The sequence below is a fragment of the Bordetella parapertussis genome (assembly GCF_020735925.1).
Lineage (GTDB): Bacteria > Pseudomonadota > Gammaproteobacteria > Burkholderiales > Burkholderiaceae_B > Bordetella > Bordetella pertussis.
Genome location: NZ_CP085971.1, coordinates 1858471 through 1877993, shown reverse-complemented (window position 1 = coordinate 1877993; position 19523 = coordinate 1858471). Strand labels below are relative to the sequence as shown.

19 protein-coding genes and 1 pseudogene are annotated in these 19523 nt (G+C 68.3%); 1 reads left to right on the top strand and 19 read right to left on the bottom strand.

All coding sequences use genetic code 11. The annotated features are described in order from the left end of the window. Complete coding sequence (locus tag LK409_RS08975; protein WP_010928412.1) at nucleotides 1-900, top strand: DMT family transporter; 900 nt, start codon at nucleotides 1-3, stop codon at nucleotides 898-900. On the opposite strand, the gene LK409_RS08970 is transcribed toward LK409_RS08975, so the two are convergent. The 19 genes and pseudogenes from LK409_RS08970 to accB form a co-directional block, all read right to left on the bottom strand. Further along, nucleotides 897-1841: a LysR family transcriptional regulator gene (locus tag LK409_RS08970; protein WP_003809824.1), complete on the bottom strand. Its 945-nt coding sequence runs from the start codon at nucleotides 1839-1841 to the stop codon at nucleotides 897-899. The two genes, LK409_RS08975 and LK409_RS08970, sit on opposite strands and share 4 nt — an antisense overlap. 182 nt (nucleotides 1842-2023) lie before the next feature. Next, nucleotides 2024-2833 carry a 2-oxo-hept-4-ene-1,7-dioate hydratase gene (gene hpaH / locus LK409_RS08965; RefSeq protein WP_010928411.1) on the bottom strand — a complete coding sequence of 270 codons (810 nt, stop codon included), beginning with the start codon at nucleotides 2831-2833 and terminating at the stop codon, nucleotides 2024-2026. Between the two features lie 26 nt (nucleotides 2834-2859). Then, a complete protein-coding gene (locus LK409_RS08960) occupies nucleotides 2860-3264 on the bottom strand; it encodes a nuclear transport factor 2 family protein (RefSeq protein WP_226376534.1) in 405 nt (134 codons plus the stop codon). Nucleotides 3265-3368: 104 nt separating this feature from the next. Continuing rightward, entirely contained in the window at nucleotides 3369-4601 is a 1233-nt protein-coding gene (locus LK409_RS08955; RefSeq protein WP_010928410.1) for an NAD(P)/FAD-dependent oxidoreductase, read from the bottom strand. A gap of 100 nt (nucleotides 4602-4701) precedes the next feature. After that, on the bottom strand, nucleotides 4702-5940 hold the full coding sequence (locus LK409_RS08950) for an MFS transporter (RefSeq protein WP_010928409.1): 1239 nt from the start codon (nucleotides 5938-5940) through the stop codon (nucleotides 4702-4704). A gap of 12 nt (nucleotides 5941-5952) precedes the next feature. After that, nucleotides 5953-7239: a TRAP transporter large permease gene (locus tag LK409_RS08945; RefSeq protein WP_003809811.1), complete on the bottom strand. Its 1287-nt coding sequence runs from the start codon at nucleotides 7237-7239 to the stop codon at nucleotides 5953-5955. A gap of 17 nt (nucleotides 7240-7256) precedes the next feature. Then, nucleotides 7257-7814 (bottom strand): TRAP transporter small permease, encoded by a 558-nt coding sequence (locus tag LK409_RS08940; protein WP_003809809.1) that lies wholly within the window; start codon nucleotides 7812-7814, stop codon nucleotides 7257-7259. A gap of 102 nt (nucleotides 7815-7916) precedes the next feature. Next, nucleotides 7917-8924 (bottom strand): TRAP transporter substrate-binding protein, encoded by a 1008-nt coding sequence (locus tag LK409_RS08935; RefSeq protein WP_003809807.1) that lies wholly within the window; start codon nucleotides 8922-8924, stop codon nucleotides 7917-7919. A gap of 38 nt (nucleotides 8925-8962) precedes the next feature. Further along, nucleotides 8963-10459 (bottom strand): annotated as a pseudogene (locus tag LK409_RS22860) (acetate--CoA ligase family protein). 7 nt (nucleotides 10460-10466) lie between these two features. Further along, nucleotides 10467-11192, bottom strand: a complete 726-nt coding sequence (locus tag LK409_RS08920; RefSeq protein ID WP_010928408.1) for an acetate--CoA ligase family protein — start codon at nucleotides 11190-11192, stop codon at nucleotides 10467-10469. Next, nucleotides 11189-11410, bottom strand: a complete 222-nt coding sequence (locus tag LK409_RS08915; protein WP_003809801.1) for an acetyl-CoA carboxylase biotin carboxyl carrier protein subunit — start codon at nucleotides 11408-11410, stop codon at nucleotides 11189-11191. The genes LK409_RS08920 and LK409_RS08915 overlap by 4 nt, the downstream gene beginning before the upstream one ends. A gap of 45 nt (nucleotides 11411-11455) precedes the next feature. Next, nucleotides 11456-12991, bottom strand: coding sequence for an acyl-CoA carboxylase subunit beta (locus LK409_RS08910; RefSeq protein ID WP_003809800.1), 1536 nt, complete (start codon nucleotides 12989-12991; stop codon nucleotides 11456-11458). 15 nt (nucleotides 12992-13006) lie between these two features. Then, nucleotides 13007-14377: an acetyl-CoA carboxylase biotin carboxylase subunit gene (accC, locus tag LK409_RS08905; RefSeq protein ID WP_010928407.1), complete on the bottom strand. Its 1371-nt coding sequence runs from the start codon at nucleotides 14375-14377 to the stop codon at nucleotides 13007-13009. A 32-nt stretch (nucleotides 14378-14409) separates the two neighbouring features. After that, nucleotides 14410-15201 (bottom strand): GntR family transcriptional regulator, encoded by a 792-nt coding sequence (locus LK409_RS08900; RefSeq protein WP_010928406.1) that lies wholly within the window; start codon nucleotides 15199-15201, stop codon nucleotides 14410-14412. A 12-nt stretch (nucleotides 15202-15213) separates the two neighbouring features. Then, nucleotides 15214-16269 (bottom strand): SDR family oxidoreductase, encoded by a 1056-nt coding sequence (locus LK409_RS08895; RefSeq protein WP_003809793.1) that lies wholly within the window; start codon nucleotides 16267-16269, stop codon nucleotides 15214-15216. 25 nt (nucleotides 16270-16294) lie between these two features. Beyond that, the gene (locus LK409_RS08890; RefSeq protein ID WP_003809791.1) at nucleotides 16295-17170 is read right to left on the bottom strand and encodes an amidohydrolase family protein; all 876 of its coding nucleotides are present in this window, start codon (nucleotides 17168-17170) and stop codon (nucleotides 16295-16297) included. A 45-nt stretch (nucleotides 17171-17215) separates the two neighbouring features. Continuing rightward, complete coding sequence (locus tag LK409_RS08885; RefSeq protein WP_003809789.1) at nucleotides 17216-17524, bottom strand: DUF4286 family protein; 309 nt, start codon at nucleotides 17522-17524, stop codon at nucleotides 17216-17218. Between the two features lie 34 nt (nucleotides 17525-17558). Continuing rightward, nucleotides 17559-19013 (bottom strand): carboxylase, encoded by a 1455-nt coding sequence (locus LK409_RS08880; RefSeq protein WP_010928405.1) that lies wholly within the window; start codon nucleotides 19011-19013, stop codon nucleotides 17559-17561. Beyond that, on the bottom strand, nucleotides 19010-19522 hold the full coding sequence (gene accB / locus LK409_RS08875) for an acetyl-CoA carboxylase biotin carboxyl carrier protein (protein WP_010928404.1): 513 nt from the start codon (nucleotides 19520-19522) through the stop codon (nucleotides 19010-19012). Before accB ends, LK409_RS08880 begins: the two co-directional genes overlap by 4 nt. Between the last annotated feature and the right edge of the window lies 1 nt (nucleotide 19523).

Genomic DNA, 19523 nt, shown 5'->3' with positions numbered 1-19523 from the left:
ATGGGGATATCGAACTGGCAGCCGACCATGCGCGCGGCATGCTGGATGAGCGGAGCGCTGGTTTCCTTGCTGGCCATGGCGGTCGCCACGCGCGAGCTGTCGGCCCACGTCTCGGTATTCCAGATCCTGTTCTTCCGCAGCGCCTGCGGGCTGCTGATCATCGTGCCGCTGGTCTGGCGCGCGGGCTGGCGGAAGGTCGCCACGGCGCGCCCCGGCCTGCACGTCCTGCGCAACGCCACCCATTTCCTGGCCCAGTACGGCTGGGTCTACGGCATCGCCTTCATCCCGATGGCGGAGGTGTTCGCGATCGAATTCACCGTGCCGGTCTGGACCGCCCTGCTGGCCGCCGTGCTGCTGGGCGAGCGCCTGACGGCGGCGCGCCTGCTGGCGGTGGCGCTGGGGCTGGCGGGCGTGTTCGTCATCGTGCGGCCGGGCAGCGGCATGATCCACCCCGCGGCGCTGGCGGTCCTGCTGGGCGCGGTCGCCTTCGCGCTGGCCTACATCATGACCAAGATGCTGGCGCGCACCGAGACGCCGCTGTGCATCCTGTTCTACATGACGCTGGTGCAATTGCCGCTGGGCCTGGCGCCGGCGCTGGCCAACTGGAGTTCACCGCCGCCGCACGTGTGGCCGTGGATACTGGTGGTGGGCACCATGGGGCTGGCCACGCACTACTGCCTGGCGCGGGCCATGGCGCTGGCCGACGCCACCGTCGTGGTGCCGCTGGATTTCCTGCGCCTGCCGCTCATCGCCGTGGTGGGCGCCGTGTTCTACGGCGAGGCCATCGAGCCGCTGCTGTTCCTGGGCGCCGGCATGATACTGGCCGGCAATCTGTACAGCATCCTGGCCGAGCGGCGGCGCCCGGCCATGCCGCGCGCCGCGCGCGACGGCTCGCATTAGTTCATCGAGGCAAAGCAGCGCTTGAGGAAATCGATCGCGATCTGCAGCTTGGCCGAAAAGCCGGTGCGCTGCAGCAGCAAAGCATAGACCGAGCGGTTGTCCGGCACGTAGTCCGCCAGCACCTCCACCAGGCGCCCGGCGCGGATGTCCTCGTCGAGCAGCCAGCGCGGCGCCATCATCACGCCCAGGCCGGCCAGGCAGGCGAGCCGCGCGGCATGGCCGTTGTCGGTCACCAGGTTGCCCTTGACCGGCACGTTGCCGATCTCCCCGTCCAGGCGCACCGGCCAGCGGGTGTTGAGCACCGAGCCGCGCGTGATCAAACAATTGTGGTCCATGAGATCGGCCGGCAGCTCGGGCGTGCCCTTGGCCTCGATGTATTGCGGCGCAACGCAGAAGACCCGCCGGTAAGGCGCCAGCTTGATGGCCACCAGGCCGGGATCGACCGAATCGGCGATCCGCACCGCCACGTCGATGCGGGCCTTGAACAGGTCGACCTTCTCGAGCGAGAAATTGATGTCCAGCGACAGCAGCGGGTTCTGCTGCAGGAACTGCGGCAGCTGCGGCGCGATCACCGCCTCGCCGAGCATGGCCGGCGCCGTCATGCGCAAGAGCCCGCTGGCCTTGTCCTGCATGTTCGACATTTCCTCGGCGGCCTGGTCCAGCTCGATCAGCGCGCGCATGCAATGGTCGTAGAGACGCTGCCCGGCCTCGGTCACCATGAGCCGGCGCGTATTGCGGTTGAGCAGGCGCTGCCCGATCTTGTGCTCCAGGTTGGCGATGCGCTTGCTGACCATCGCCGGGTTGGCGCCGATGCGGCGCGCCACCTCGGAGAAATTGCCGATCTCCACCGTGCGCACGAAGATGCGCAGCGTGGTCAAGTCTTCGAATGCCAATGCCGACGGCTGCCGCAGCCCGATGAACTCCGTCGAGGCGCCTCCCATGCCTGTCTCCTGTACGTGTCCCGGCCGCCCACGCGCCGGGTGCGCGCCAGCGGCGCGCGCCTGCATCTCAAGCGCGATGGGGTCGGCTGCGATGGAATGCGCCGCGCCGGTCTGGACACAGTCTAGCCCAAGCGCGCAACGCTCGGCCGCGCCTCATGGTTTCCCCTGATCGGCGCTTGCCGTCAGGCGAAATGGCAGCTGACCGTGCCCAGCGGCCCGTAATCGGCCGACAGGGTATCGCCGCTGGCCGCGTGCACCGGCCGGGTGAACGAGCCGGTCATGATGACCTGGTCCTTTTCCAGCGCGATGCCATGCGCCGACAGTTTCCTGGCCAGCCACGCCACGCCGTTGGCGGGATGGTTGAGCACGCCGGCGGCCAGCCCGGTTTCCTCGACCACGGCGTTGCGCATGAGGATCGCGCCGACGCGGCGCAGGTCGACCTCGTCCACGCGCACCGGACGCCCGCCCAGGACCACGCCGGCATTGGCCGCGTTGTCGGAGATGGTGTCGGTCACCTTGCGGGTGGCGCGCGTCTGCGGGTCCACCATCTGCACGCGCGCGTCGAGGATTTCCAGGGCCGGCGTGACATAGCGCGCTGCCTCCAGCACGTCGAACAGCGTGACGTCGGGCCCCTCCAGCCGCCTGCCCATGATGAAGGCCAGCTCCACCTCGACCCGCGGCGCGATGAAACGGCCGGCCGGGATGGTCGCCCCGTCGGCGAAGAACATGTCGTCCAGCAAGGCGCCGTAGTCCGGCTCGTCGATGCCGATCGCCGCCTGCATGGCACGCGAGGTCAGGCCGATCTTGTGGCCCTTGAGCGGGTTGCCCGCGGCGATCTTCAGCGCCACCCACTTGCGCTGGATCGCGTAGGCATCCTCGATCGTCAGCGCCGGGTGGCGCAGCGACAGCTGGCGGATCGGGGTGCGCGTCTGCTCGGCTTCGTACAGTTCGCGCGCAAGCGTGTCCAGCAGGGCGTCGTCAAGCACGGCCATGTCTCCGGTGCGGGGTTGTTCGGGATTCATTCCGCCGGCAGCAGGCGGCGGCTCTGCTTGCGCGCGATGCGCCAGGCGCCGCCGACGCGCGCCAGCTCGTCGACGCAGTCGCGCACGCCCAGCATGCGCGGCTCGCCGACCACCCCGTCGGGCGAGGTGAGGGTTTCGTAGGCCGTCATGTAGAAGCGCACGCGCGCGCTGTCCGGCGTGGCCTGCTCGATCCACAGGTTCGAGACGATATGGGCGGTCTGGCGGCGCGGGTCGCGCTGCGCCAGGGCCGCGCGCACCGCGTCGGGGCCGACCAGTTCCGTCCCCTGGCGGTTCCACACGCCGTCATCGGCCATCAGGCCGGCCACCGCCTCGTTGTCGCGCCGGTCCAGGCCGCTGAAAAATCGGTAGACCACGGCAACCAGCGCTTGGGTCTCGTCCATGTTCATTGCGCGTCTCCCCAGGGATGTCTGGCAAGGGATGTTGCGGCAGCGGCCGCCCGGCGGCAAGCATCGCCATGGAGCAGGTGTTATTCCCGCCGGCGGTGCTATGCGGCAGCCTCGCCCAGCACGGCGCCGGCCAGCGGCGAGCGCGGGTCGGCCAGGCGCCGCGCATCCAGGCGCGCGCCTTCGGCGATGTATTTGCGCAGCTGGCGGAACTCGCGCGCTGCATTGACGCCCAGCACGGCCGCCGCCCTGCCATCGGCGCGCATCTCCACGCAGAGCAGCTGCGCCGGCCCGCCCTGGCGCAGCACCAGCGCGGCGCCCGGTTCGCTGGCGCCGGCCATCTGCACCAAGGTGTCGTACTGCTGCGACCAGAAAAACGGCAGCGGCGCGTAGCGCACCGCCTGGCCCAGCGCGGCGCGGGCCGCCGCGATGCCCTGGTCCTGCGCGTTCTGCCAGGATTCCAGGCCCGCCAGCTTCCCATCCGGCCGCGCCATCACCGCGACGTCGCCCGCGGCGTAGATATCCGGGTCCGACGTGCGGCAGGCGCCGTCGACGATCACCCCGTGATCGCAGGCCAGCCCGGCCTGTCTTGCCAGCTCGTCGTTGCGCACCAGCCCCACGCCCGCGACCACGATGTCGGCCTCGATCCCCTGGCCATCGGCCAGCGCCAGCCGGCAGCCGCGCCCATGCGCGTCTATGCGCTGGACCCGGGCGTTCAGGCGCAGGTCCACCCCCTGGCCGGCATGCAGCCGCGCCAGCGTCTCGGACAGCAGCCCCGGACCGCTGCGGGCGCACAGGCGGTCGGCGGCTTCGAGCAGCACCACCGCGCCCCCCCGCTGGCGCGCCGCGGCCGCCACTTCCAGCCCTATCCACCCTCCGCCCAGCACCGCGACGCGTGGCGTGCCGTCGAAGGCCGCGCGCAGACGGGCGGCATCGTCGATGGTGCGCAAGGTATGGACGCAGGGCAGGTCCGCGCCGGGCAGCGGCGGCAGCCTGGGCCGCCCGCCTGTGCACAGGATCAGCGCGTCGTAGCGCAACGCCTGCCCGTCGCCCAGCAGCACCCGGCGGCCGGCGCGGTCGATCCGCGTGGCGGCCGCGCCGCCGAGCCAGTCGATATGCAGCTCGGCCAGCTGCGCCGCGTCCATCAGGCTGGGCAAGGCCGGCGCCTGCGCCGCCAGTTGCTCCTTGGACAAGGGCGGCCGCTCGTAGGGCGGCGCGGTTTCGTCGCCGCACAGCAGCACGCGGCCGGCATAGCCCTCGGCGCGCAGCGTCCGCGCGGCCCAGCCGCCGGCCTGCCCGGCGCCGATGATGACGATGGTGTGCTGCTGCTCCATGGCTGGCCTCCCGTGCCTGTCGTGCGACGTGGAAGCGATCGTGCCGCGCGCGCCGCCTGCGGCGCAAGCCCGCCGCGGGAATAGCTGTTGTTCCCGCGGCCTAGCGTTGCGCGGGCAGCGCCAGCCGCTTCGCGCCGCCGTGCCCGGCAATGCGGGACTTGCACGCCAGCACGATGCCCAGCGCCAGCATGCTCAGCAGCAAGGCGGCAAAGAAAGCCAGGTCGAAACGGCCGCCGCGCAGATCGAACAGCGTGCCCACCAGCCAGGTCCCGAAGCCGGCCGCGATGAAGCTGGCCAGATACAGCTCGGTCAGGCGCCGGCCGACCTGCTCCTTGGGATAATGGCCCTGCATCAGCGCGCCGTAGGCCGGGTAGTAGCCGCCGAAGCCGATGCCGATGGCGGCCGCGCCGGCCACCACCATGGCGATGGAGTCGGTGAACTGCAGCAGCAGCGCGCCCACGATCTGGATGGCGGTGGTCGCCAGCAGCACGGCGTACTTGTCCAGGCGGTCGAGCGAATAGCCGATCGCCAGCCGGGCGACCAGCACGAGCCCATAGTGCGCCGACATCAGGGCGCCCGCGCGCACCGGCGACAGGCCGGCCTGCGCGCCGTACGAAACCAGGTGCGAGGCCACGCCCGCCGCGGCCGAATTGGCCAGGAGCAGCGCCAGCGCCAGCCACACGATCAGCCGGCCGCCATCCGGCGCGGCCGCGCCGGCAGGCGGGCCGGCCAGGGACCGGGGCCTGCCCAGGCCGACCGGCGGGCGCGGCATGTACAGCGCCATGGCGGCCAGCATCGCGACCACCGCGACGGCCGCGTAGGCCAGCAGCGCGTCGCGCCAGCCGTGCCCGCCGCTGACGGCGCGCAGCAGCGGCGGCACCAGCAGGCCGCCCACGCCCTGTCCGCACAGGGCAATGGCCACCGCCAGCGACCGGCTGCGCAGGAACCATTGCGACACCGCCGCGGCGACGGTGCTGAGAAACGCCCCCTGGCCCAGCCCGCCTATCAGCACCGCGTAGATCAGGTAGAACTGCCAGCGCGCCGTCGCCACGCTGGCCAGCGCCATCCCGCCGCACATCGCCAGCGTCGCCACCACGCCGATCGGAAAGAAACCGATGCGATCGAGCAGCCGCCCCATCAGCAGGGACGACACCGCCGCGCCGGCCATGGTGGCGCCATACAGCGAGGCCACGCTGCTGCCGTCCCAGCCGAACTCGGCCGAAAGCTCGGGAAACAGCATGGGCAGCGAGTTGGCGGCGCCGAAGCTGAGCGAGGCCAGCACCAGCGTGGCCGCCGCCACCGCCCAGCTGTACGGGCTGTCCGGATCAGCCGCGCGCATGGCCGCGGCGCCCTACCACGGAATGCCCATGGCGCGCGGCAGGCCGATCGAGATGACCGGAAAGGCCATGATCACCGCCAGGCCGGCCAGAAGCAGCAGCAGGAAGGGAATCAGCGGCCGGATGATGGCCTGCATGCTGACCCGCCCCACGCTGCATGCCACCAGCACCGCCAGCCCGGTGGGCGGCACGAACAGCCCGATGCCCGAGGCCAGCACCACGACGGTCAGCCAATGCACCACGTCGATGCCCAGCTCGCGCACCACGGGCAGCAGGATGGGCACGAAGATCAGCACGGCGGGCGCGCCCTCGAGCACCGCGCCGATGAACACGAAGATCAGCGCCGTGATCAGCATGACGCCCCAGGGGCTGATGTGGTTGTCGCGTATCCATTGCGCCACCGCGCCCGGCACCCCTTCGGTCGCCAGCAGGTAGCCGAAGATCATGGCGAACCCCATCAGCAGGCAGATCACGCCGGTCGCCACGCAGGTGTCGACCAGCGCCTGGTAGATGCCGCGCCAGCTCAGCCGGCGGTAGACCAGCCCGCCCACCAGCAGCGAGTACACCACGGCGAAGGCCGCCATCTCGGTGACGGTGGCCACGCCCATGCGTATGCCGCCGAAGATGAGGATGGGCACGCCCAGCGCGAACAGCGCGTCCTTCAGGCCCTTGAGGATGGCCACGAACGAGTAGGCTTCGCCGCGCGGCATGTTCTGCAGGCGTGCCTGGATGTGGATGAAGGCGAAGAACATCAGGCCGATGACGACGGCCGGCACCACGCCCGCGGCGAACACGGCGACCACCGAGGTATTGGCCACGGCCGCCACGACCACCATCAGGATGCAGGGCGGGATGAGGATGGAGAACGCGCACGATGCGCCGATCACCGACAGGCTGTACGGGCGTGGATAGCCTTCGTTCTCCAGCGGCTTGAGGGTCATCGCCGACATCGCGGAAACGTCCGCGACGGTCGAGCCCGAAATGCCGGACTGCAGCATGGTGGACCCCACCACCACCATGGGCAGGCCGCCGCGAAAGCGGCCGAGCAAGGTATAGGCGAAACGGACCAGCCGCTCGGAGATGCCGCCCTGCTCCATGATGGAGCCGGCGAAGATGAACAGCGGAATGGCCAGCAGGACGAACGAATCGATACCCATCACGGTGCGGTGCACCAGCAGGTTGATGGGCAGGTCGCTCTGGTAGAGCATCGCCAGCAGCGACGAAATGCCCATGGCGAAACTGATCGGCATGCCGACCAGTACCAGCAGTACGAAGGAGAACGAGAGAATGGCGATAGTCATAGGATGTCCTCCGGGGATCAGAGATCTCCGCCGGCCTCGTAATGGGGCGGCTGGCGCTGGCCCCGCAGCGTCTGGATGAGCATCAGGGTGGCGTAGACCACCATCAGCACCCCGGCGGCCACGCAGCTGCTGTACAGCCAGCCTATCGTGATGCCCAGGCCGGGCAGCGTCTGGATGCTTGCGAATTGCACGGTCTGGTAGGCGGCGTAGGTGAACACCACCGAAAACACCAGGATCAGTGCGTCCTGCAGGATGTAGAGGGCGCGTTTCATGCGCGGCCCGGCCTGTTCGACCAGGATGTCGACGGCCACGTTGGCGCGCTGCTGCACGGCGACGGCAAAGCCCACCATCACGATCCAGGCAAACAGGATGCGGGCGAACTCATCGGACCAGGGCGTGCCCAGTTGCATGAAATAGCGGCTGATGACGGACATCACCAGGAAAATGATCAGCAGTGCCAGCAGGCCCGCCAGCACCATCCTGGGAAATCCGACCAGCACCCTGGTGGTCAGCGCGGCGGCGCCCTGTTTGCGGTTCATGGTTTGGTACTCCCGTCGTTCGGACAGTTCAGCCATGGTTTTGTCTCCTCGTCAGCGGTCTGGGCCGGCCGCGGCATGCCGGATCGCATGCCACGGCGCCCTGGCGGGATGCCTGTGCAAGGCCTGGCGGGCCAGGCGCTACTTCTGCGCATCCAGGACTTGCTGGAACAGCGTCTTGTCCAGCTGGCCCTCGAACTGCTTCCAGATCTGCTGGCCGGTCGTGCGCCACTGCGTCATTTCCTCGGCGCTCGGATGGTAGACCTTCACCCCCTGGCTTTCCGCATAGGCCAGGGCCTTGGCCGCCATGTCATGGTCGATCCGGTTGCCGTATGCCTCGGCCTCGCGGGACGCCTCCAGGATGGCCTTCTGGCTTTCGGCCGGCAGCTTGGCGAACCTGTCCTTGCGCATCACCAGGGTCTGCACGCCGATCACCGCGTCGTTGGCGGTGGCGTACTTGAGCACTTCGTAGTGCTTGGCCGTCGCCAGCCAGGTCGGCATCACGAACTCGCCGTCCACCACCCCGGAGCTCAGGGCGTTGTAGACCTCGGCCCAGTCCACCGATGTGGGAATGGCGCCCCAGTTCTTGAACATGGCGATTTCGACCGGGGACGCCGTGGTGCGGATCTTCAGGCCCGCCAGGTCGCCCGGCACCTTGAGCTGCTTCTTGGTATTGACGACATGGCGAAAGCCGCCGTTGTTCAGCAGCATCAGCAGCTTGAAGCCGTCGCGCTCGAAGCGCTGGCGGATTTCCTCGCCGACCTGGCCCGCCATGGCCTTCTCGAACGCCGCCTCGTCCTTGAACACGTACGGCAGGTCCATGAAGATCAGCGTGCGGGTAAACGCCCCCCAGTTGGCGTTCGAGCCGCCGCCCAGGTCCACCGCGCCATTGAGCACCGCCTCGATGGAGGTGCGCTCGTTGTACAGCGAGCCGGCCAGGTGGGTCTCGATGGCCAGCGTGCCGCCGGACTTCTCCTTGACCAGCTCGGCGAACTTGAGGAAGGCCATGCCCACCGCCTGGTTCTCCGTGGCGCCGTGCGCCAGCTTGAGCACCTTGGCGGGCTTGCCCTGGGCATGGACGGCCGAGGCCGGCGTAAGCAACGACACCGCCGCCGCGGCGCAGGCCGCGGCCAACATCTTGAGCTTCATGTTTGTCTCCTAGGTTTTTATGTATTGGGTCCGTTTGGTCAGGACGCCTGACTGGCAGACTCCGGCGCGGACCGCGACCGTCCATCCACGGGGATCGACGGTTGCGCACGCCGGCAACGCACGGCCTCGATGACGCGCAGGCAGGCCAGGGCCTTGGCTGCCTCGGCAATCTCGTTGAACACGGGAATGCCCGCCTGCACGGAATCGCGCCGGTAACCGCGTTTTCTTTCCTCGATCTCCGCGTCGCCGTCCGAGCGCAGCACCAGGATGAGGTGCGCCACGCCGCGGCCGTGCTGCCTGGCCTGCGTCACGGCGGCGATGATGTTCTTCAGCATGTCCACGTGCTGGAAGTCGGTGATCACCGTCATGTTGGCGTGGATGATGACGGCGTCGATGCTGTCGTCCTGCGCGAGGATGCGCACGATATCCGTCGCCGCCCTGCCCTCGTTCTGCTGCAGGGCGCCGGCCGGCACGTCCACCGGATTGAGCACCGACGAGCCTGCCGGCCGCTTGAGCGCCTCCAATGCCGCCAGCGTGTCCGCCGCGAACGGCGGCACCGCGAAGCCGGCGCGGCCGCAGGCGTCGGTGCCCAGCACGCTGGTGCCGCCGCCGTTGCCGAACAAGGCGACGGTGCGCGTCGGCTGGGAGCGGGGCAGCAGGCACTGGCACAGCAGCAGCACGTCGAGGAACTCGTCCAGCGTGTCGACGATGGGCATGCCGGTCTGCTTGCCCAGCGCGGCCCACGCCTGTTCGCTGCCGGCCAGCGCGCCGGTGTGCGAAGACGCGGCGCGCCGTCCCTACGCGGTGCCGCCGCCCTTGAGCAGGACCACCGGCTTGCGGCATCCCGCCTGGCGCAGCACCTCGAACAGGCGGCGTCCATCGCGGGCGCTTTCGAGATACATGCCTATGACGCGCGTCTGCTCGTCCGCCAGGAAGTACTCCAGCAGTTCCGAGGCGCTGACATCGACGGCGTTGCCGATGGTGACCAGGCCGCTGAAACGCAGGCCGCGCTGCTGGCCGCGCCGGATGATGTCGGTGCCCAGCCCGCCGCTCTGGCAGACCACGCCGACATGGCCCGCCTCGTCGGTGACGCGGCGGGTGAAGCTGACGCGCGCGCGCGGCGAATACACCCCCAGGCAGTTCGGGCCCACCACGCGCACGTTGGCGTCGCGCGCCGCGGCCAGCAGATCCCGCTGCAGCGCGTCGCCTTCCTGGGTCTCGCCGAACCCGCTGGACATGACCTGGGCCACGCGCACTTTGCCGCGCCCGCTGCGTATCACCCCGGGCACCCGCTCGGCGGCCGTCGCCACGTAGGCGTAATCGACCGTCTCCGGCAAGGCCTCCAGCGACGCGAAGACCGGCAGGCCCTCGATCTCGCCGGCGCTGGGGTGCACCGGATAGATCGGCCCGGCATAGCCGAAAGCGCGCAGGTTGCGGATGAAGCGGTTGCCGCCGGACACCGTCGAGGCCGACGCGCCGACAACGGCGATGCTTTTCGGCTGGAAAAGCGAATCGAGAATCTTGGGTTCAGTCATGCTGCTCTCACTGCGTCAGGATGAATCGGGCGTCGACCGCGACGGCGCCGCGCGGCGATACGATGAGCGGATTGATGTCCAGCTCGGCCACCTCGGGCTGGCCGGCCAGCAGCACGCCGCCTTCGCCGCCCACGCGCAGGATGGTCTCGACCAGCGCGTCGATGCTGACCGCCTGCTTGCCGCGCGCGCCCGCGAGCAAGGGGCTGCTTCGCAACTCCCCTATCATGTCGAGCGCGTCCTCGCGCGTGACCGGGCAGATGCGAAACGCCACGTCCTTGAAGATCTCGACGAAAATGCCGCCCAGGCCGATCATCACCATCGGACCGAACTCGGGATCGCGCAGTCCGCCCACCAGCACTTCCACGCCGGGCTCGGCCATTTCCTCGACCAGCCAGCCCTCGACCCGCGCGCCGGCCTGCTCGACGCGCTGACGCATCTCGTCGGCCGCCTGCCGCAGCGCCGCCGGGCTGGCCAGGTTGAGCCGCACCCCGCCCATCTCGGTCTTGTGGATCACGTCGGGCGAGACCAGCTTCAGGACATAGGGTTGGGCCAACTGGCCCTCGACCTGCGCGAACGACGCGTCGGCGGGTAGCACCACGGACTTGGGCACGGCGATGCCGTGGCCGGCGAGGATGCGCTTGCCGGTCGGTTCGTCGAGCGCGCCGCGCCCCGCCTCCAGGGCCTGGCGCAGGATGGACGAGAGCTCGCGCTGGTCCATGGGCGCGGGGCTCATTCGCTGATCACCGCGATCACGTCGCCTTCGCCCACCGGCGCGCCCACCTCCATGCGCAGGTCGCCGATGGTGCCGCCGCACGGCGCCAGCACCGGGATCTCCATCTTCATGGATTCCAGGATGGCGATCTCCTGGTCTTCGGCGACCGTGTCGCCCGCCGCCACCAGCACTTTCCACACGGAACCGCTGACTTCCGAAATCACTTCTACATTGGCCATGATGTGCTCGACTCTCGATAAGGTTTGGACCGGCGCGCCGGTCGCTCAATAGGTAGTGGGCCAGTTCGACAGCAGGTGCTGTCCGATGCGGCGGCCCTGCGCGCCGCGATGGATGTCCAGCAGGCGGATGAGATGCGCGCGCGTCTCGCGCGGATCGATCACCGCATGCGTTTCGTACAGAGCGGCCAGCCCCCAGGCCGAGGTGTCCTTGGACAGTTGCGCCACCAGTTCGCGATAGCGCTCGGGGTCGTCCTGCTCGTTGACGCCGAACAGCACGTTGGCGCCGACGCCGGGCGCCATGAAGCCCAGGTCCGCGCTGGGCCAGGCCAGCACTTCGTCGGAGTTCCTGCCGCCGCCCATGTTCAGGTACGCCTGGCCATAGCTCTTGCGCATGATCACCGAGATCTTGGGCACGGTGACCAGCGAGATCGCGTTCATCCAGTTCATGATCCGGCCCGGCGCGGCGCGCCGCTCGCCCTCGATGCCGATCAGGAAGCCCGGCTGGTCGACCAGGAACACCAGCGGGATGTTGAACGAGTCGCACAGCACCAGGAACGAGATGGCCTTGTTGCAGGCGTCCACGTCGATCGCCCCGCCCTTGAACATCGGGTTGCTCGCCAGGATGCCGACCGGATGGCCGTCCAGGCGCGCGACCATGGTGCAGATGGAACGGCCGAACCTGGCCTTGAGCTCCATCACGCTGTCGCGGTCGACGATGCAGTCGATCGCCTTGCGCACGTCATAGACCTTGTTGCTGTCGGTCGGCACGTGCTGCAGGATCGCCCCGGTGTCGGGCACGCTTTCCGGCGTGACGGCCTGGCGCGGCGGCGGCTCGTTCTGGTTGCTGGGAAAATAGGCCAGCCACTTCTTGACGATCTCCAGCGCTTCCTCGTCGGTTTCCGCCAGCGCGTCGACCAGGCCGGTGGACTGCGTGTGCATGCGCCAGCCGCCGAGCTCCTCCGAGTCGATCTCCTGGCGGATGGCCTTGGACGTGACCCGCCCGCTCGCCACCGCCATGGTGGCGCCGCGGCGCATGACGACGAAATCCGAGAGGCAGGCGTACCACGTGGAGGACCCGTAGCACGGCCCGAGCAGCGCGCTCACCCAGGGGGTTTCGCGCAGGCGGCGGTACTCGTAGGGATCCTGCCCCAGGATCGCGCGGCCCTCGGCGCCCATGCGGTCGGGCATGCGCGCGCCGGTGGATTCGCCCAGGAAGATCAGCGGCAGGCCGTTTTTGGTGGCGACTTCGCGCATATGGCGGATCTTCTTGCCGTTGACCACCGAGCTGGATGCGCCCATCACGGTGAAGTCGTTGGCCACCACCGCCACCTTGCGCGCCTGGACCTTGCCGTAGCCGGCGATCTTGCCGTCGGCCGGGGTGCGCTCGGCCACTTCCTTGCGGTGCGACACCGCGAACAGGCCGCTTTCCTCGAAGGTGCCCGGATCGAGCAGGAGCTCGAGCCGTTCACGCGCGTTCAGCACGCCTTCGGCGCGGCGCTTCTCCAGCTTGGCCGGGCCGCCCATGCCCAGCGCATGGTCCTTGCGGGCGGCATAATCGACAAGCAGTTCTTCGTGTGACATGTGAGGCTTACCTTCTCAGAGCAAATGGCGCATGGGGTGGTCGGCGTACAGCTTTTCCTTGACGAACTGGGTGCTGACATTGGCGGCGATGAAATCCTCGTCTCGCATGAGCCGTTCGTGGAATTCCTTGGTCGTCTTCACGCCGACGATCTCCAGCTCGCCCAGCGCGCGCAGCATGCGGGCGATGGCTTTCTCGCGCGACTCGTCCCAGACGATCAGCTTGCCCAGCAGCGAGTCGTAGTACGGCGGCAGCTTGTAGCCGCGGTACACGTGCGAATCCATGCGCACGCCCGGCCCCGAAGGCAGCCGGATATCGTTGACCGTGCCCGGGCTGGGCATGAACGCCTTCTGCGGGTCCTCCGCGTTGATGCGGCATTCGATCGCGTGCCCCTTCATGACGATGTCCTGCTGGCGCAGGCCCAGCCTGCCGCCAGCGGCCACCGCCAGCTGGAGCCTGACCAGGTCCACGCCGGTGACGGCTTCCGTGACCGGATGCTCGACCTGGATGCGCGTATTCATTTCGATGAAGAAGAATTCGCCGCTCTTGCCGTCCATGACGAATTCCAGCGTGCCCGCGCCGCGATACTTGACCGCGCGCGCCAGCGCGCAGGCCGCCTCGCCCATGCGCTGCCGCGTTTCTTCGGACAGCACCGGCGACGGGCTTTCCTCCAGCAGCTTCTGGTGGCGGCGCTGGATCGAGCATTCCCGCTCGCCCAGGTGGATGACGTCCTCGCCATCGCCGAACACCTGGATCTCGACGTGACGCACGGGCGAGATATAGCGTTCGATATAGACGGAGCCGTCGCCGAAGGCCGACTTGGCCTCCATCGACGCGCGCTCCAGCCCCTCGCGCAGCTGCGCCTCGCCCTGGATCACGCGCATGCCGCGCCCGTCGCCGCCCGCCGCCGCCTTGACCAGCAAGGGATAGCCGACCTCGCGGGCCACCTTGATGGCCTCCTCGACGTCGCTGACCGGCTCGGGCGCGCCCGGCACAATGGGCACGCCCGCCTCCTTGGCGATCTTGCGGGCCTGCGCCTTGTCGCCCATCATGCGGATCGCGCCGGGGTCCGGGCCGATGAAGACGATGCCGGCGTCGATGCAGGCCTGGGCGAAGTCTTCGTTCTCGGACAGGAAGCCGTAGCCGGGATGGATGGCGTCGCAGCCATGCTCGCGCGCGGCGGCGATCAGCGCCGCGATGTTCAGGTAGCTTGCCGACGGCTCGGGGCCGCCGATGGGGACCGCTTCATCGGCCAACCTGACAGGCAATGAATCCTCATCCGCGCTGGAGTAGACCTGGACGGTCCGTATGTCCATCTCCCGGCACGCGCGGACGATACGCAGGGCGATCTCTCCCCTGTTCGCAATCAATACCTTTTTCAGTCTCATGGATTGGCCTCTTGAATGAAGGGTTCCCGATGTCAACCGTAGCGGCTGGTGTCTCCGCCGGTGACATCGACGTATTCGTGATTCTCCGAATCGAGCAGGCTGCAGCGATACTCGATCGGCGTATCTCCAAAGCTGTACGCCACGCGCAGGATGCGCAGCATGGGCGCGCCCAGCTTGCAACCCAGGCGCTTGGCCGTGTCCTTGTCGGCAACGGTCGCGCTGACGCGGTCTATCGTCTTGACGATATTGATGCCGTACTGTTCGCGGTAGAAGTCATAGATGGTGGCGTCGCGCGCGCTCAGCTTCTCGCGGGTCAGGCCCTCGAACGTGCGCACCGGAACATAAATCGTGTCGAGCAGCACCGGCGTGCCCTGCATCGTCATCGAGTTCTTGATGACGAAGACCGGGTCGCCAGGCTGCAGCGCCAGTTTCTGCGCCACCTCCTCGGTGGCCGACGCCTGGGAAAAGCCGTGCGTCGACACCAGCGGCACGTCTACCACGCCATCGCGCCGCTCGATGTGCCAGAACGAATTGAGCATGCGGCTGGTGTCGTAGGGAGCCAGGAAGGTGCCGCGCCCTTGCTGCCGGATGACGATGCGCTCCGAGACCAGCTCGGCAATGGCCCGGCGCACGGTGCCCACGCTAACGCCGAACTGGCTGGCCAGCTCGTTGTCGCCGGGCAGCGCCATGCCGGACTTGATGCCCTTCTTCTGCACGAACCGGATCAGCTCCTCCTTGATCATCCGATAGAGCGGGATGAAGCGGTTCTCATACAGGACGAGGGTCGCGCGATTCGAGACGTTGTTATCTTTCATTTGAGCCATGGTGGGTCCTGGTTATGCTGGAAGCAGCTTCCGTTGCCGTAAATCCGAAAGCATAGACTTGAGCATATCGTCAAATAAAAGAATTTCCGTCCATCCCGCGCGGCGGAGCTTGTACAGGCTGCAGACCTGGTCGAAGCCGTTGGAATAGACCCAATCGGCAAACGACCAGTTGACATAGGCCTCCAGGGGAAAATGGCGCAGCCCCTGCCGCTGGCAGATCGCCTGCCAGGCGGCTTCGTTGGCCGGCATCATGGCGGCCAGGCGTATCTGCTGCACGCCCCCCGCCTGCATGCCGAACGCCTCGGCGACCGCCGGCCAGAGATTGGCCCAGCGCTCGGGCTCGCCGTTGTGGAAATTGAAGGCCTCGTTCTCGCAGGCCGCGACATCCACCGACCAGGCCATGGCGCGCGCCAGCAGCCGGGCGTCGGTGCACTGGTTGAGCGCCGCGAAGGCCGCCGGCGTGCCGGGGAACTTCAAGGGCGTCGCCGCGGCCTTCATGACCGAGGCATACAGGGACAGGGCCATGAGGTGGTTCATGGGGCTGCCCAGGGCGTAGCCGAAGATGCCGTGCGGCCGGAACGCGGTCCAGCTCCAGCGTCCGGACTCGCGCTGGCGCGCGGCGATCCAGTCCTGCTGGTCGTAATAGAAATTGGGCGGGCAGTGGCGCGCATCGTCCTCGCGCGCCGGGGTGCGGAAGGGCCCCAGGTGATTGCCATACCATTTCGTTCCGTGCACCAGCACGACGCGCGCCAACCCGCGCGCGTGCCTGTCCACCGCCGACACCAGGTTGGCCAGCATGGCCAGATTGGGCGCGGCCTCCTCGCCCAGGGTGGGGCGCGGCGCGTAGGCGCAATAGAAGACGTGCGTGATGCCGGGGAAGGCGGCCAGCGCGGCCTCGGCCTGGGCCGCGTCCAGCAGGTCGGCCGCGATATGCCGCACGCCGGGCAGCGTCGCTTCCTGGCGTCGGGAGATCGTCACGACATCCCAGGCCGCGTCGCGCGCCAGATGCTGCACGAGCGCGTTGCCCACGATGCCGTACGGTCCGGCGATCAGCGCTGTCCTCTTCACGTCGTCCTCCGTCCTGGCCGCCGCGTTACTTGTCCACGCCCAGCAGGCGGGCGGCGTTGGTCCACAGCACCTTGTGGATGATGTCCTCGCGCCAGCCCAGCTGCAGGAAGTCGCGCAGGGAATCCTGGATGTCCTTGACCGGATACGCGGTGCCGAACAGGGTGCGGTCCTCCAGGAACATGTTCGCGCCCTTGACGTAGCTGTCGGCGCAGATCATGCCGCGCGTCGACGCATACAGGTCCGGCGATACATAGATGTTGGGACAGGCCAGCGCCACCACGACCATCTCGTCGGCATAGGGCCAGGCGGCGTGCGACACCACGATCTTCAGGTCGGGGTAGCGCTGGGCCACCCGCTGGATCGACACCGGGCTGGACCAGGTGATATCGTGGCCGGCCAGCGCCGACAGCAGGCCGGAGAGCGAGATCGACACCGGCAGCTTGAGCTCCAGCGCCAGTTCGTAGACCGGATCCAGGGTCTTGTCGTCCGACCAGCGCGGAACCCGGGCCGAGCCGGGCTCGATGGAAATCCCCTTGACGCCGGGAGCGCCGGCCAGCTCGCGGATCTCCGCCAGGCTGCCTGCGATGTTGTCCAGATCCACGCCCAGGAAACCGAGAAAGCGGTCGGGATAGGTGGCCAGCAGGTCGACGATGTCCTGGTTGGCCACGCCGCCCAGATTGCCGGCCCCGCTGGAAGCCCGGCCCATGGCCACGCCGTAGCGGATGCCGGCCGAGTCCATTTCCTCGAACAGCAGCCCGACGTCCTCGAGCCAGGCCGAGCGCGCGCCCTTGAACGTCAGGTTATGGCGCGGATAGTGCATGGCCGTGCGGAACACCGAACCCTTGGTCCAGGCCGGAACGGGCGGCCGCAGCCGCATGTCGAGGATGGGAGGCATGATCATTCTTGTGGTCCTTGGGTCAGGTGGGTTGGGCGCGTCGCGGGCATCTCAATAGATGCGCCGGCAGGTCAGGCCGAGGCGGTTGGCGACGCCGCGCTGGTTGGCGTCCTGCTGCGAGCGCGCGCCGGCTTCGCTGTCGCGCCACGCCAGCGTGGCGTCCAGGTCGTCGGTCTCGATCACGGCGAGGTACTTGCGGCAGGCTTGCGGCCCGTCCAGCACCTCGTAGCGGCGCACGCCCGTCACGCCCGGGGTGGCCAGCACCTCGCGGTAGTGGTCGCCGTGCATCCAGGCGTCCAGTTCGGCGGGCGCGTCGTACATCACGATGACGGCGTGGGAGGAAGCGGCGGGCTGTGTCATGCGGATTCTCCGTGGCAACGAAACCGGGACCGGCTCAGGGTCGCGTGAACGAAATGTGTTCGGACTGGCTGCGCAATTCGAAATGGCGTATGCCGGCGCGCGGCAGGATTTCCTCGATCAGCCTGACGATCGGCCCGCCGGCGGGAACGGTCAGCTTCAGCGGCTTGCAGCCCAGCGTCGCCTCGACGTCGTCGGCCGGGAACATGTAGCGCAGCAGCAGTTCTTCGTCGGTCATGCCGGGATTGGCCTTGCGCAGCCCCGGCAAGGCGGGGTCCTTCGGTTGCGGCGTCAGGCCGACATCGGGCGAGCCGTTGGCGACGATGCGGTCCAGGGCGTTGGGTTCGACCGGCCCCAGCAGCCTGCCGAAGTGGCCCAGCGCGTACATCTTCACTTCGTCGGGCACGGCGCGGTAGCGCTCGCCGTTGACCACGTTGAGCATGGCCTGCACGCCGATGATCTGCGAGAACGGCGTCACCATGATCGGCCAGGCCAGGTCCTCGCGCACGCGGCCGATCTCTTCGAGGATTTCCTCGAAGCGGTTCTCCAGCCCCGCCTGGCGCAACTGGAAGCGCCAGTTCTCCGTCATGCCGCCCGGCATCTGGTGCCGATAATGGAATTCGTCGTATTCCATCGGCTTGCCCAGCGGGAAGTCGTAGCGGGCCGCCAGCCGGTGCAGATAGGCGCTGATCTCCTCGACGCGCGCCATGTCCACGTCGGTGCGGTAGCCGCGCTGCGCGAGATTGCGCGTCATGTTCTGGATGGAGGGCTGCGCCACCCCGCCGGCCAGCGGCGCGATCGAGGTATGCAGCTGGTCAATGCCCAGGTCGGCCGCGTCCAGGTAGACGCGCTGGACCAGGCCGGTATTGCTGTGGCTGTGCACCTCGATCGGGATGTCGCCGACGGCGGCGCGCAGCGCCGGGATGAGCGTGCGGATGCGCTCGATCGTCAGCAGGGCGCCGGAGTCCTTGAGCATGATGCCGTCCACCCCGCAGCGCACCAGCTCGGCGGCCGTGCCGGCATACAGCGCGTCGGTATGCAGGGGGCTTTCGCAGAACACCAGCGCGCCGATCGACTTGATGCCGATCTTCTTGGCGCGCCCGACGCTGACTTTCATGTTGTCGACGTCCAGCAACGAATCGAGCGTACCGACCGCGCTGAAGCCGTTGGCCGCCAGGCAATCGATCCACAGCTCGACCATGTCGTCGGGCACCATGCTGAACCCGACCAGGCTCTTGCTGCGGCAATAGCTGCGCATGGGCGTGTTGCGAAAGCGCTTGCGGAAGTGGCGCGCCTTCTCGAACGGGTCTTCGCGCAGGTAGCGCACGCACACATCGAACTGCACCGGGGCCATGAAATCGATCATGTCGAACCCCGCCTCGTCCAGCGCCTGGGCGATCGGGTCCATCATGCCGGCCGTCATCCGCGTCGCCCACAGGCATTGCTGGGCGTCGCGCAGCGTCGTGTCGATGATTCCTATGCGGCGGCTCATTGCGGCTTCACCCGGAACAGCACATCGCCCTCTTCGACCATGTCGCCCTCCTGCACCAGGATCTCGACGATTTCGCCCGCCACGCCGGCCTTGACCGTGTTGAACAGCTTCATCACCTCGAGAATGCAGACGCTGTCGTCCGGCCCGACCTGGCTGCCCAGCGCCACGAACGCGGGATCGTTGGGCGATGGCTTGGCATAGAAGCGGCCTATCATGGGCGCCGTGATGCTGAGCAGGTCCTGCCGCGCCGCGGCGGGCGCGGCCGCCGCGGCGACCGCGGGCTGCGCCGCCGGCGCGGGAGATGGCGCGGGAGCCGGAGCCTCGGCGGCGGCCGGCGCGGATACGGCCGGCAGAGCGACCGGCGCGCCGACATTGCCCTTGCGTACGCGCAGGCCCAGGCCGTCGACCTGGATCTGCAGGTCGATGTCGTCGACCCGGTTCACGATTTCGAGAATCCGATCAATGTCTTCGTGCGTCAAATCGGAGAATTTTGTTTTCACCACAAGCATC